Annotated in this window: 14 protein-coding genes and 1 rRNA gene; 10 read left to right on the forward strand and 5 right to left on the reverse strand. The window is 65.9% G+C overall.

Features of this window, described 5'->3' with window-relative positions; translation table 11 throughout:
* Positions 1 to 6: 6 nt before the first annotated feature.
* From ABV518_RS07000 to ABV518_RS07010, 3 genes are read left to right on the forward strand one after another with little or no spacing between them, the layout of a single operon-like run.
* Complete coding sequence (locus tag ABV518_RS07000; protein WP_367766161.1) at positions 7 to 1,065, forward strand: FecCD family ABC transporter permease; 1,059 nt, start codon at positions 7 to 9, stop codon at positions 1,063 to 1,065.
* Position 1,066: 1 nt separating this feature from the next.
* The gene (locus tag ABV518_RS07005) at positions 1,067 to 1,882 is read left to right on the forward strand and encodes an ABC transporter ATP-binding protein (RefSeq protein WP_367766138.1); all 816 of its coding nucleotides are present in this window, start codon (positions 1,067 to 1,069) and stop codon (positions 1,880 to 1,882) included.
* Positions 1,879 to 2,919: a siderophore-interacting protein gene (locus ABV518_RS07010; RefSeq protein WP_367766139.1), complete on the forward strand. Its 1,041-nt coding sequence runs from the start codon at positions 1,879 to 1,881 to the stop codon at positions 2,917 to 2,919. The genes ABV518_RS07005 and ABV518_RS07010 overlap by 4 nt, the downstream gene beginning before the upstream one ends.
* A gap of 21 nt (positions 2,920 to 2,940) precedes the next feature.
* On the opposite strand, the gene ABV518_RS07015 is transcribed toward ABV518_RS07010, so the two are convergent.
* Positions 2,941 to 3,897, reverse strand: a complete 957-nt coding sequence (locus ABV518_RS07015; RefSeq protein ID WP_367766140.1) for a family 16 glycosylhydrolase — start codon at positions 3,895 to 3,897, stop codon at positions 2,941 to 2,943.
* Positions 3,898 to 4,236: 339 nt separating this feature from the next.
* Between ABV518_RS07015 and ABV518_RS07020 the strand changes: the two genes are divergently transcribed.
* A complete protein-coding gene (locus ABV518_RS07020; protein ID WP_367766141.1) occupies positions 4,237 to 5,085 on the forward strand; it encodes an SGNH/GDSL hydrolase family protein in 849 nt (282 codons plus the stop codon).
* On the opposite strand, the gene ABV518_RS07025 is transcribed toward ABV518_RS07020, so the two are convergent.
* Positions 5,082 to 5,369, reverse strand: coding sequence for a YciI family protein (locus ABV518_RS07025; protein ID WP_367766142.1), 288 nt, complete (start codon positions 5,367 to 5,369; stop codon positions 5,082 to 5,084). The two genes, ABV518_RS07020 and ABV518_RS07025, sit on opposite strands and share 4 nt — an antisense overlap.
* 82 nt (positions 5,370 to 5,451) lie before the next feature.
* Here ABV518_RS07025 and ABV518_RS07030 point away from each other — a divergent pair, with 82 nt between their 5' ends.
* Together ABV518_RS07030 and ABV518_RS07035 are read left to right on the forward strand one after the other, a co-directional pair.
* Positions 5,452 to 5,931, forward strand: a complete 480-nt coding sequence (locus ABV518_RS07030; protein WP_310166785.1) for a MarR family transcriptional regulator — start codon at positions 5,452 to 5,454, stop codon at positions 5,929 to 5,931.
* A gap of 77 nt (positions 5,932 to 6,008) precedes the next feature.
* Positions 6,009 to 6,770, forward strand: coding sequence for an SGNH/GDSL hydrolase family protein (locus ABV518_RS07035; RefSeq protein WP_367766144.1), 762 nt, complete (start codon positions 6,009 to 6,011; stop codon positions 6,768 to 6,770).
* Here the strand turns inward: ABV518_RS07035 and ABV518_RS07040 are convergent.
* From ABV518_RS07040 to ABV518_RS07050, 3 genes are read right to left on the reverse strand one after another with little or no spacing between them, the layout of a single operon-like run.
* Positions 6,757 to 7,563: an FAD:protein FMN transferase gene (locus ABV518_RS07040; RefSeq protein WP_367766162.1), complete on the reverse strand. Its 807-nt coding sequence runs from the start codon at positions 7,561 to 7,563 to the stop codon at positions 6,757 to 6,759. The genes ABV518_RS07035 and ABV518_RS07040 overlap by 14 nt on opposite strands.
* A gap of 55 nt (positions 7,564 to 7,618) precedes the next feature.
* Positions 7,619 to 8,158 carry an FMN-binding protein gene (locus tag ABV518_RS07045; protein WP_367766145.1) on the reverse strand — a complete coding sequence of 180 codons (540 nt, stop codon included), beginning with the start codon at positions 8,156 to 8,158 and terminating at the stop codon, positions 7,619 to 7,621.
* Positions 8,155 to 9,630 (reverse strand): ferric reductase-like transmembrane domain-containing protein, encoded by a 1,476-nt coding sequence (locus ABV518_RS07050; RefSeq protein WP_367766146.1) that lies wholly within the window; start codon positions 9,628 to 9,630, stop codon positions 8,155 to 8,157. The genes ABV518_RS07045 and ABV518_RS07050 overlap by 4 nt, the downstream gene beginning before the upstream one ends.
* A 328-nt stretch (positions 9,631 to 9,958) precedes the next feature.
* Here ABV518_RS07050 and rpmB point away from each other — a divergent pair, with 328 nt between their 5' ends.
* The 4 genes from rpmB to ABV518_RS07070 form a co-directional block, all read left to right on the forward strand.
* The gene (gene rpmB / locus ABV518_RS07055) at positions 9,959 to 10,195 is read left to right on the forward strand and encodes a 50S ribosomal protein L28 (protein WP_104043693.1); all 237 of its coding nucleotides are present in this window, start codon (positions 9,959 to 9,961) and stop codon (positions 10,193 to 10,195) included.
* On the forward strand, positions 10,195 to 10,362 hold the full coding sequence (gene rpmG / locus ABV518_RS07060; protein ID WP_013602737.1) for a 50S ribosomal protein L33: 168 nt from the start codon (positions 10,195 to 10,197) through the stop codon (positions 10,360 to 10,362). The genes rpmB and rpmG overlap by 1 nt, the downstream gene beginning before the upstream one ends.
* Before the next feature lie 3 nt (positions 10,363 to 10,365).
* Positions 10,366 to 10,671 carry a 30S ribosomal protein S14 gene (rpsN, locus tag ABV518_RS07065; protein ID WP_050687445.1) on the forward strand — a complete coding sequence of 102 codons (306 nt, stop codon included), beginning with the start codon at positions 10,366 to 10,368 and terminating at the stop codon, positions 10,669 to 10,671.
* Positions 10,672 to 11,393: 722 nt separating this feature from the next.
* Positions 11,394 to 11,726, forward strand: a 16S ribosomal RNA gene (locus ABV518_RS07070); the annotation flags it as partial.

An 11,726-nucleotide genomic window follows, 5' to 3' on the forward strand; every position in this document is an offset into this window, starting at 1 on the left:
GATTATCTGCCAGTTCGCGCGTCCCTGCTGCGCCGCACCGTCCTGAACCGGACCGCCGTCCTGGCCATCGGCGTCGTTCTCCTCTTTGCCGCGGGCGTCCTCCTGGGCAGCTACACCGTGACCCTCCCGGACTTCTTCAAGATCCTCATCGCACACCTGACCGGCGGCGAACGGATTCCGGGCGCCAGTTTCATCGTCATGGAGAATAAGCTGCCCCGGGCCGTCATCGGCATCATGATCGGCACCGCCTTCGGCTTGTCCGGCGGACTGTTCCAGACCATGCTCCGCAACCCGCTGGCCAGCCCCGACGTGATCGGCATCAGCTACGGTGCCAGTGCGGCCGCGGTCACCGCCATCGTCGTCTTTGGTGCCACCGGTCCGGTCGTGTCCGGCGCGGCACTGGGTGGTGCGCTGGGGATCGCAGCGCTAATCTACGCCATCTCGCGCGGACCGGCACTGGGCTCCGGCGGCGGCAACCGGGTGAACGCCGCGGGCAACCGGCTCATTCTGGCCGGGGTGGGCATCGCGGCCGCCCTCCACGCGGTGGTCAACTTCCTGATGACCCGCGCGGACATCCGCACGGCGGCAGACGCGCTCGTGTGGCTCAACGGCTCCCTCAACTCCGCCAACTGGGACCGCGCCGGCATGCTGGCCCTGGCGCTCCTGGTCCTGGTCCCCGCCGTCATCGCCCTCGCGGGGCCGCTGCGCATCCTGGAACTCGGCGACGACGCCGCGGCCGGCCTGGGCATCCGCGTGGGGTCCACCCGCCTCGCCGTGGTGATCACCGCTGTCGGACTCGCCGCGGTGGCGACGGCGGCAGCCGGCCCGGTCTCGTTCGTCGCCTTCCTTGCCGGGCCCATCGCGCGGCGCTTCACCGGGAAAGCCAGCCTCCCGGCGTCGGCCCTGGTGGGTGCGCTGATTGTCCTGGCCGCCGACTACTTCGCCGCCAACCTCGCCCCCTTGCTGCTGGACGGCACCGTGCTGCCGGTCGGCGTGATCACCGGCGCGCTCGGTGCCCCGTTCCTGCTGTGGCTCCTGGTCACAGCCAACCGAAAGGATGCCTGACATGGCTGTTCTCAGCGCCCAGGACCTCACGCTGAAATATGACCAGCGCTGCGTGGTGGACGGCCTCACGGCGGACATCCCGGAGGGCAAGGTGACCATGATCGTGGGCGCCAACGCCTGCGGCAAGTCCACGCTGCTGCGCGGACTGTCCCGGCTCCTCAAGCCGGCGGCCGGCGTGGTGACGCTGGACGGCAAGGACATCCACTCCCGCCCGGCCCGGGAACTGGCCCGGACCCTCGGCCTCCTCCCGCAGCACCCCACCGCGCCGGACGGCATCGCTGTCCGCGACCTCGTGGGCCGTGGGCGCTACCCGCACCAGGGCTTCTTCCGCAGCTGGAGCACGGAGGACGACGCCGCGGTCCAGCGCGCGCTGGAAGCGACGGAAACGCTGGAACTCGCCGAGCGGAACGTCGACGAACTCTCCGGCGGCCAGCGCCAGCGGGTGTGGATCGCCATGGCATTGGCCCAGGAGACCGACGTCCTGCTGCTGGACGAACCCACTACGTACCTGGACCTCGCGCACCAGGTGGAAGTCCTGGACCTCATCACGGACCTGAACCGCAAGCGCGGCACCACCGTGGCCATCGTTCTGCACGACCTCAACCTGGCCGCCCGCTACGCGGACCACGTCATCGCCATGAAGGGCGGCGAAGTGGTGGCCCTGGGCCACCCGACCACCGTTGTCACCGAAAAGCTGGTCCGCACCGTCTTCGGCCTCGAGTCCCGGGTGATACCCGACCCGGTCTCGGGCACGCCCCTGATCATCCCTATCGGCCGCCACCACACCACCGCCACCGAACTGGAGCTCGTTTCATGAAAACCCGCGACATCGCCGCCACTGAGCCCATGACCCTGGCCTTTGAGGTCACCGTCTCCTCCGTGCAGGAGCTGAGCCCCAACTTCCGCCGCATCACGTTCGGCGGCTACTGCCTGCGCGACTTCGGCGTGAACGGCGACACCCTTGACCTGCGGATCAAACTGATGATCCCCTCACTGGCGGAGGACGGCACGGAGCTTCCGCTGCCGGTATTCGAAATGACGCAGTCCGGCTGGTACCGGGAATGGCTGGCCATGGACCCCGCCGAACGGGGCTCAATGCGGACCTACACGGTCCGCGAGTCGCGGCTGGATTCGGTCTACCCGGAGATCGACGTCGACTTCGTGATACACTTCGACGCCGACGGCAATGGCGGTCCTGCCGCCAACTGGGCCCGTAACGCCAAACCGGGCGACGCGATCACCATCATCGGCCCCAACAACCGCCACGCCCAGTGCTACACCGCCGAGATCTACGGCGGCATCGAATGGCGCCCCGGAATGGCGCAGCGCATCCTGCTCGCCGGCGACGAAACAGCAGTCCCGGCCATCTCCGCCATCCTGGAAAGCCTGCCGTCCTACATGACCGGCCACGCCTTCCTGGAAGTCCCCGAGGCCGGTGACTTCCTGGAACTCACCTCGCCGGCCGACGTCGAAATCACCTGGCTGGCCCGCGGCGCGGCGATCGGCCGCTCACGCCCGCACGGCGAGCTGCTCCAGCAGGCAGTGCGCTCGGCGGTTCCTGAACCCGGCTGGGTTGGCATCAAAGCGTCCGACGGCGGCGCTGGCCCGGAGCCCGAAGACGTCAACGTGGACGTGGACATCCTCTGGGAGACCCCCGCGCGGATGGAAACAGCCGAGATCGAGGCCACCAAGAACCCCGACATGCCGGCCGGCGCCATGCCCTTTTACGCCTGGATCGCCGGGGAAGCGGCCGTCATCAAGGACATGCGCCGGTACCTGGTGCGCGACGTCGGGATCGACCGCAAGCAGGTCGCGTTCATGGGTTACTGGCGCCAGGGCAAGGCCGAGCTCTAGCCCCCAGCCGGAAGGGCTGTCTTACTGGTAGACGCGGACCCAGTCGACCTGCATCTGCGAGGGCTTGGTGGCGGAGCCGTCCGGGAACCAATCCAGCTGCAGTGTCTGCTTCATTACGGTAGAGGGCTGGTGCGCCGGGTTCGTGTCAGTGAAGGTCTTTACTCCGTCGACGTATCCGCTGATGCCGGCCGGGGTCCACTCCACCGCGTAGTTGTGCCACTGGGTGCCATCGACGGGCGTCGCCGCTGTGGTCTGGAAATCCGCTCCACCACAGGCGTAGTGCAGGAAGAACCTCATCACGGAGGTGACTGAGCTGCCCTCGGCATAATCGATCTCGGCACAGTTCGGTGCACTGTTGTTGTTGAGGATCAGGACCGGGTGGTATTTCGGGTCCCGCGCATTGGTTTTCATGCGCGTTTCCCAACGACCAAACCTTTGTTCCGCGAACTTTGCGGACATGCCGCCAGTGGTGCCGGCGGCGTCTCCGCTAACGGTGGCCACGCCGTTGGCAACGGACCAGGCCTGGGGGCTGCGCACGCCTTTGCCTGCATGCCCTGCACTGTTGTAGACACTCCATTTCGTCCGGTCGGGTGCACCGGTGTAGGAGAATTCATCGCCCGTCAGGACCGGGCCCCAACCGAAGGCGGCAGCTGCCTGGGCACCGTCACCCGTCGTCGCGAGAGCCTGGCTGGCTGGCTGGGCGACCGCAGGCGCGGGCGCCGGGGCCGGGGCCGCGGCAGGCGCCGGTGCCGAGGTGACGGCTGTCGCCTCGGTTGCCGCCGCCGCAGCGGAGGTCTGGCTGCTCGAAGCCGTGGGGGCCGGAGACGCCGTGGCCGTGTCAGTTGGGGCTGGAGTGGCAGGTGAGGACGCGCCGTCGGCCGAGGATGAGTCAGCCGCCCCGTTGGTCGTAGGGGCTAGGCCGCATCCTGTCAGGGACACAGCACCCATGGTCATGACGATGGCTATTTTCTTGAACAAGATACCTCCGGGCTTAGGGCAGGAAGAAACAACTGATGCACTTGAGACGTTGACGAGTGCGGAAAGCATCCTTGGGCCCCTTGGCGGGGCCAGAGCTAGCAGGCGCCGGAGTGGCGCAGCGGGGTCCAGTGATCGGGCGCCCGGGGCCCTGCATTGGGGCCAGCCGCCAACGTTACCTGATCGTGACCATCGGCCGCAAAAATGTGACAGGCGCTGAGCAATCGCTGATCGGACCGATCTGGCCCCGCTTCGTGGACTCCGCCTGTTGGTGTTGCTCTTCTGCACGTCCTGTTGCTGTCCGTTTACCTTGGCGTCTCTTTGGGCGGTTACCTTCATCGGATGGGTTCTAATCCTTTGCTTCGGGAGCCGGAGGGCCGGCGGGTATTCGTTGCTTTGGGCGATTCGTTTACCGAGGGCGTGGGGGACCGGGACGAGCGGCTGCCCAACGGGGTGCGGGGCTGGGCTGACCGGGTAGCGGAGAAGCTGGCGAAAGCCCAGCCCGGCTGGAGGTACGCCAACCTGGCCATCAGGAGCAAGCGGCTTCGGCACGTCATCAGCGAACAGCTCGAACCGGCGCTGGCCATGAGGCCCACGCTGATCACGCTGTATGCCGGCGGGAACGACATCCTGGACCTGGGCACGGACATGGCCGCCCTGATGGAGGACTACGAAAACCTGGTGGCCAGCCTCGCCGGCACCGGGGCAACGGTGGTGCTGTTCACCGGTTTCGACGTCAAGGTGTCGGCACTGCTGGAGCCGTTGAAGAAGCGGAACTCCGCATACAACCAGCGTGTACGTGAGATCGCCGCCACGTACGGCGCCGTCCTGGTGGACTACTGGTGCCTGGACGCTTTCCACGACCGGCGCATGTGGGATTCGGACCGGCTCCATATGGCCAAGGCCGGCCACAAGTATCTCGCCGGGCAGGTCCTGGACCAGTTGGGGATTCCACACAAGATCAGGCCCAAGGACTGGGAGCCGCCCGCCAGGCTCAGCCTGCGCGAATGGGAGAGGCGGCAGCGCCGCTGGGTGAACGACTGGGTGCTGCCGCTGTTCGGCCGGAAAATCAGGGGCATCACGCTGGGCGACGCGCTCAGCCCGCGCTGGCCTGAGCCGGTGAAGGTGCCGCGTAAGGGCGGCCTGAAAAAGCTAGCCGAATCGCGGCGGGCCGAAGCCGGCAGCGCCTAGGTGTCCAGGAGGTTCTCGAAGCCTTCCGCGACGCTGGTGGCCTTGAATTCGATGATTTCGAACTCTGCCACGCCGTTGCTGTAGAACGGGTCCCGGGCCAACGAAGCATCCAGGGTGGCGCGGTCGGCACCGGACAGCAGGACGCCGCCCACCGCCGGAACCCTGCGTCCGGACGCAAGGAACACGCCGGCGTCGAACTCTTCCTTGACCCAGGCCATATGCGCCGGGCGGTGGAAGTCGACGATGTCTTCGGGCACCTTGTAGGTCAACGACACAACAAACATGGACTCAGCCTACCGGGACGGGCCCACCGCGTCCGGTGCGTCACTTGAACTCTCAACCACGGCCTGCTCCTAGAATGAATCCATGACCGAACCGCGCTGGCTCAACGCCGATGAACGCCGTGCCTGGCTGGCCCTCCTGAGCATCAACACCATGCTTCCGGCAGCCCTGGACAACCAGCTGCATACGGCAGGCAAGGTGTCGCTGTTCGACTACAACGTCATGGCCATGCTCTCCGAGGCGGAGGGACGCTTCCTCCCCATGAGTGAACTGGCCGCCCGCACCAGTTCCTCGCTGTCGCGGCTGTCGCACGTGGTCACCAAGCTGGAGAAGCGCGGCTGGCTGGAGCGGAGGCCACACCCGGGTGACGCGCGCGTAACTACTGCACACCTGGCCGACGCCGGCATGGCCACTTTGGTGGCTCTCGCACCCGGGCACGTGGAGGCGGTGCGCGCGAAGTTCCTCGATGCCCTCACGGAACGGGACGTGGCGGACCTGGCGAGGATCGGCGAGAAGATCGTAGCCCGTCTTGACGACGACCACTGGATCCTCCGCGAAAACTGAGCCGGCGCCAGTCTCGCCTTGACCGCGTGCGGGCACAGCACTTGGTTGCTCCCAGCAACAGATGACACACTGGCGCTATGGATTTTTCGGCCCGGTACGTAGCCCTTGGTGACTCCTTCACGGAAGGCGTCGGGGACAACGACGCTGCCCGTCCCAACGGTGTCCGCGGCTGGGCAGACCGGGTGGCCGAGCAGCTGGGCGCAGCAGACCCGGGCTTCGGCTACGCCAACCTTGCCATCCGCGGCAGGAAGCTCCGCCAGATCATGGCCGAACAGGTGGATGCCGCCGTCGAACTTAAACCCACCCTGGTGACCGTCTACGCCGGAGCCAACGACATCCTCCGTCCCCGGATCGACATTGACGACCTGCTGGCCGAGTACGACGACGGGATCCGCAAACTGAGCGCGACCGGCGCCACCGTGGTCCTGTTCACCGGGTTCGACGCCCGCGGCTCCAAAGTCTTCAGCACCATGCGGGGACGCACCGCCATCTACAACGAGCTGGTCCGCGGAATCGCGGGGGACCACGGCGCGCTGCTCGTGGATTACTGGCGCTTCAACGAGTACTACGACTGGGGCATGTGGGCCCAGGACCGGATGCACATGTCAGCTGCCGGGCACGCGAACATGGCCAAGCGGGTCCTCGATGTTCTCGAGCACGACCACTCGATCGAGGTCCCTCCCATGACGCCGGTGCCGGAGCTCGGCCGCGTGGATGCCCTCCGGGCCAACGCCCGCTGGGTCAAGGAATTCGCCGGCCCGTGGGTGGTCCGCCGCGTGACGGGCAAGTCCTCCGGCGACGGCCTGGCGCCGAAATACGCCCAGCTCACGCGCCTCTAGCCGCAATTTCGTGGCCACGAAAGCCGGGTGTGGCCAGAAGTGTCCCGTCGGCTTTGACGGCGAGGGCGTCCACGTCCCAGCCGTCCGCGGCACGGTCCAGCATGGGCAGTCCGCCGGCGATGATGGCGGTCGCCAGCACGTCCGCCGTCACGATGTCGGCGGCCGCAACCGATACCTGCACAAAAGCCGGGCCTGAACCCGGCAGGGACCAGATGTGGTCTCCCCGCTCTGCCGAACCGGACGTCGCCAAGGCGCGGCGCCGCCGTCGTCCATTGCCCAGCGGATAGCCGGACAGCAACGTTTGGCGGTCCGCCGGATCCACAATCCCGGCCCGCCACGGCTGCCCGCTGCCGGGAACCGGTGAGCCGCTGGCCAGCACGTCGCCGCCGGCGTTCAGGCACCAGTCCTCCCGACCCAGCGCCAGCAGCGAAGTCCCTGCCTCCCGGATGGCATGCCCCTTGATCAGTCCGGAAAGATCCAGCACGCCGTCGGCCCGCTCCGGCGTGAACGCACCTTCCGTGCGCAGCCGCCATTCCAGCGCTTCGGCATACCGCTCGCGCATCGCGTCCGAGGCGCCGCGCAGGGTGATTTCGCCCCGGGCCAGGCGGCTCGCCTCCGAATCCGGCCGGTACAGGCTGAAGGTTTGGTCCAGTTCCCGGAAGAGACGTTCGACGACGGCGGCAGCGGCCGCCAGTTCGTCCTCCGCTGTGTGCCCTCCCGCGCTGTGCCCTTCGGCGGCGTGCCCTTTTGCAGCGGGTCCGGCCGGCAGGGTCAGGCTGATGACCGTGCCCATGCAGCGGAAGGTGCTGGCCCTCAGCGCGGACCGGTGGTGCCGGGGAGCTGCTGCGTCAGAGATTCGCGGCATCGAGGGCTGCCTGGAGCGAGGTGAGATAGGCGTCGCTGGTGACCGTCGCGCCGCCGATGGTCTGGACGTCGGCGGACTGCGCGGCCAGTACCTCGCTCCGCAGCAGCGGGGCGGCGCGGTTGCTGATCTGGACGGACTTGCGGTCGTCATCGGTGAGCTGCAGCGCCGTTACCTCCGTGACTTTGCCGGCGCTGACGGTGATCTGCACCTGGACGGCGCCGAAACGGGTCTGGACGACGGCGCCCTTGTACGTGGCAGACGCTGCGGCCGCGCCGGATGACCCGGATGCGCCGGAGGCTTCGGCCGACCCAGCCGCGCCGGAACTCGACGAGGAGCCGGCCGCGCCGGAGGCGCCGGTTCCCGAAGAACCGGAGCCGGCCGCCCCCGTGGTCCCGGTGCCCGTTGTGCCTGCGGATGCCGCGACGGCGCTGCCGGTTTCGACCACTTGGGCGCCGGCCTGCCAGCCGGCCAGGAGAATGCCCGCCGAAGCCAGGGCCGCAGAAACTGCTCCTCGTGCTTTCACCAGTCAAACCTTTCGTGATGGATCTGCTCGGGCCGTGCCCCGGCAGTCCGGGCCTCGGCGATGACGTTGCCGGCCCACCGGGACGGGCCACAGATATAGACGTCTGCGTCTGCGATGTCCGGTGCGTATGCGGCCAGGTTGTATCCGCTCCGGACTGCGTCTGCGGGCAACCAGCTGTGGGAGTCCCAGCGGGCACGGGGGCCGATGAGGTGGAAGAGGCGCACACCGCGGCGGCGGCAGCTCTCCAGGAGCTCACCGCTGAGGTACAACTCCTGCTCCGTGCTCCCGCGGAGCAGGACCGTGGCGTCACCGTGCGCAAACGGGGTAGTTTCCAGCAGCGCACGCAGCGGGGTGATCCCGATACCGGCGCCGATCAACACCACTTTGTCCCGGCTCCGTGCAGCCGTGCCGAACAATCCGTACGGCCCCTCCACGGCCACTTTGGTTCCTGGCCGGAGACGGGCCAGCTGGGCCGAACCCCGGCCGAGGTTGCGGACCGTGATGCGGAGCGTGCCTTCACCGTCCGGGCCTACCACGAGCGGCTCGGCGGAGAGACTGAAAGGGTGGGAGTGCCACCACAGCCCGCGGGCCAGGAACCGCCAGACGAAGAACCTGCCCCCGTTCCCGGTCAGCCGGTTGAGCTGAAGCCCGGTCATTTCGATGTTCACAACGCCTGGTGCAATTCTCTCCACCCGGCTCACCGTCAGCCGGTGCCGCGAGGTGGCGGCCAGCGGCTGGACCACCCGGAAATACAGCAGTGCGGCGCCCGTGACAGCGCAGATGGACAGCCAGTACCAGCGCTGCCACGTGCCATCGGCGAAGAGGCCGCCAACACTGAACTGGTGCGGGATCGACGTGCCCACGGCAACGTAGGTCAGAAGGTGAACGGCGTACCAGAACTCGTACGGGAAGCGGCGGCGGACCGCCACCAGGGAAGTCACCACCACGGCGATGAACAGCCCCATCGACACGAACGCAAGCCACATGTCCGGCACGAGCACCCAGAGGGCAACTGACTCGCTGATGGGGTCCAGGCCCTCCGCCATCCCGTAACCCACGGCTATCAGGAGCCCGTGCGCCAGGAGCAGGTACGGGGACGGCTTGCCAAGCAGCCGGTGGACCTCCAAGGCACGGTCGTGGCCGATCGTCCCATCGATGAGCGGAATGCGGGCCGCCAGGAGCAGCATCAGCAGGACCAGGTCCATGCCCACCAGGCCGGCCACGATCCCGGCCGCAGTCACAGCGGAGGCGGGTGAACTGATTCCGGCAGCGCCGCCGTCGGCCAGCCAAAGCGCGACGGCGGCAGCCACCGACGCCCAGGCGGCGACAGTCAGGAGGTCCGTCCGGAGCATGCGCCACCCGTGCTGGACAGCGAAGCGGCCAGATCCGCCGCGCTGCCCGGAACCCGCGTGCGGCCCGGGGCCATCAGGTCTCTTGTGCGCCGGAGGAGCCGGCAGAAGCTGTGTGTTCATGATTCAAAGGTGCGGGCGGAAGCTTTCATTCAGCTGTGAAATTACCCGCCCGGAAGCAATGAATTGGACCAGCCGCAGCGCCGGCGCCTATACACCATCTGCGGCCGGATTGGTCTTTAATTGCCTGAACTCGTAGACTTGGTAGGCGCTAAGTGCGCGGAGCGTGCGCAATTGCTCCGGTGGCCCGGTAATTTTCTCCAGGCTAGCCGGTAGTTAGGGGCTCAAGTTGCGTGACTAACCGTTCACCCTGATCACTTTGGGTCGCACTTACACGCATGATCCTGCAGCAGATATGCGGATCATTACATTCAATTCTTGAGGAGAAGTCATGGCAGCACACTGCCAAGTGACCGGGGCCGAGCCGGGCTTTGGGCACAGCATTTCGCACTCGCACCGCCGCAACAAGCGTCGGTTCGATCCGAACATCCAGAAGAAGCGCTACTGGGTTCCGTCCCTGCGCCGTAATGTCACGCTGCAGGTTTCTGCAAAGGGCATCAAGACCATCGACGTACGCGGCATCGACGTAGTCGTCGCCTCTATCCTTGCTCGGGGAGTGAAGCTCTAATGGCTAAGGACAAGGACGTACGTCCGATCATCAAGCTCAAGTCGACTGCGGGCACGGGTTACACCTACGTAACCCGCAAGAACCGTCGTAACGATCCGGACCGCATGGTTCTGAAGAAGTACGACCCCAAAATCCGCCAGCACGTCGAATTCCGAGAGGAGCGCTAAACCATGGCTAAGAAGTCCAAGATTGCTCGCAACGAGCAGCGCAAGGTCATCGTTGAGCGTTACGCTGCAAAGCGCCTCGAACTGAAGAAGACCCTCGTCGACGCCAACGCAACCGACGAAGCACGCGAAGCTGCACGCCTCGGCCTGCAGAAGCTGCCCCGCAACGCCTCCCCGATCCGTCTGCGTAACCGCGACATCATCGACGGCCGTCCGCGCGGTACCTTCCAGAAGTTCGGTATCTCCCGTGTTCGCTTCCGCGACATGGCGCACCGCGGTGAGCTCCCGGGCATCACCAAGTCTTCCTGGTAATCCAGCACCGCTGATTCCAGCTGCTTGAGAAGGGCCGGCAACCATTTGGTTGCCGGCCCTTAGGCGTTTAAGGCCGCCGGTGATCGGTTTCGGCGGGTGATCGAGCGTGTCCGGTGATCGAGCGTGTCCGGTGATCGAGCTTGCCGAGATCCCCCCTGCAGGCCACCTATGCTGCAGCACACAGAAGCGAAGTACGACGGCGGCGCCCGGCTTTGGGGCTGATGACGGTTTTGGGCCCGGAACGGCGGGGTTTTGGGCCGCCTGGATAGTGGATTTGCGGTGGGGGTTGAGTGGGTGTATTGTTTTCTAAGTCGCCGCGAGGGAGACAGCGAAGAGCTGGTTACCACGGGCGGCCAAACCCCCAAATTCAAGACCAAATTCTGGTAGCTCATTAGAGCGCCTCAATTCGGTGGGGACGGCGTTTCCTGCCGATGAAGATCCTGAAATACGGATTTGCATCGGGGCGGGAATCCGGGTAAGTTTGAGAGGTTGCTCCGGAGCGATCCACGGCCGAATGGTTGTGGTGGTGCCGGGTGTGTCTGTTGTTTGAGAACTCAATAGTGTGCCAAGTTTGTTGATACCAATTTTTTGTATTGAATTGGTTGAATTGACTGGATCCGCCACCCCGTGGTGTGGTCTGGTTTTTACAGCTGGTTTCAAATTTTGCAGTGTGTGTTTCCCGTTTTCCCGGGGGCGCATGTTGTGTCTGTTTTTGTTTTACTTCAACGGAGAGTTTGATCCTGGCTCAGGATGAACGCTGGCGGCGTGCTTAACACATGCAAGTCGAACGATGATCCCAGCTTGCTGGGGGATTAGTGGCGAACGGGTGAGTAACACGTGAGTAACCTGCCCTTAACTCTGGGATAAGCCTGGGAAACTGGGTCTAATACCGGATATGACTCCTCATCGCATGGTGGGGGGTGGAAAGCTTTTTGTGGTTTTGGATGGACTCGCGGCCTATCAGCTTGTTGGTGAGGTAATGGCTCACCAAGGCGACGACGGGTAGCCGGCCTGAGAGGGTGACCGGCCACACTGGGACTGAGACACGGCCCAGA

Origin of the sequence: Arthrobacter sp. HS15c, from assembly GCF_040812005.1 — a bacterium.
Taxonomy (GTDB): domain Bacteria; phylum Actinomycetota; class Actinomycetes; order Actinomycetales; family Micrococcaceae; genus Arthrobacter.

Excerpts from the sequence above, each read along its gene's own strand:
- ABV518_RS07005 (WP_367766138.1), top strand. The coding sequence starts at position 1,067 with ATGGCTGTTCTCAGCGCCCAGGACCTCACGCTGAAATATGACCAGCGC.
- ABV518_RS07010 (WP_367766139.1), top strand. The coding sequence starts at position 1,879 with ATGAAAACCCGCGACATCGCCGCCACTGAGCCCATGACCCTGGCCTTT.
- ABV518_RS07020 (WP_367766141.1), top strand. The coding sequence starts at position 4,237 with ATGGGTTCTAATCCTTTGCTTCGGGAGCCGGAGGGCCGGCGGGTATTC.
- ABV518_RS07025 (WP_367766142.1), bottom strand. The coding sequence starts at position 5,369 with ATGTTTGTTGTGTCGTTGACCTACAAGGTGCCCGAAGACATCGTCGAC.
- ABV518_RS07030 (WP_310166785.1), top strand. The coding sequence starts at position 5,452 with ATGACCGAACCGCGCTGGCTCAACGCCGATGAACGCCGTGCCTGGCTG.
- ABV518_RS07035 (WP_367766144.1), top strand. The coding sequence starts at position 6,009 with ATGGATTTTTCGGCCCGGTACGTAGCCCTTGGTGACTCCTTCACGGAA.
- ABV518_RS07040 (WP_367766162.1), bottom strand. The coding sequence starts at position 7,563 with ATGGGCACGGTCATCAGCCTGACCCTGCCGGCCGGACCCGCTGCAAAA.
- ABV518_RS07050 (WP_367766146.1), bottom strand. The coding sequence starts at position 9,630 with ATGAACACACAGCTTCTGCCGGCTCCTCCGGCGCACAAGAGACCTGAT.
- rpmB (WP_104043693.1), top strand. The coding sequence starts at position 9,959 with ATGGCAGCACACTGCCAAGTGACCGGGGCCGAGCCGGGCTTTGGGCAC.
- rpmG (WP_013602737.1), top strand. The coding sequence starts at position 10,195 with ATGGCTAAGGACAAGGACGTACGTCCGATCATCAAGCTCAAGTCGACT.
- rpsN (WP_050687445.1), top strand. The coding sequence starts at position 10,366 with ATGGCTAAGAAGTCCAAGATTGCTCGCAACGAGCAGCGCAAGGTCATC.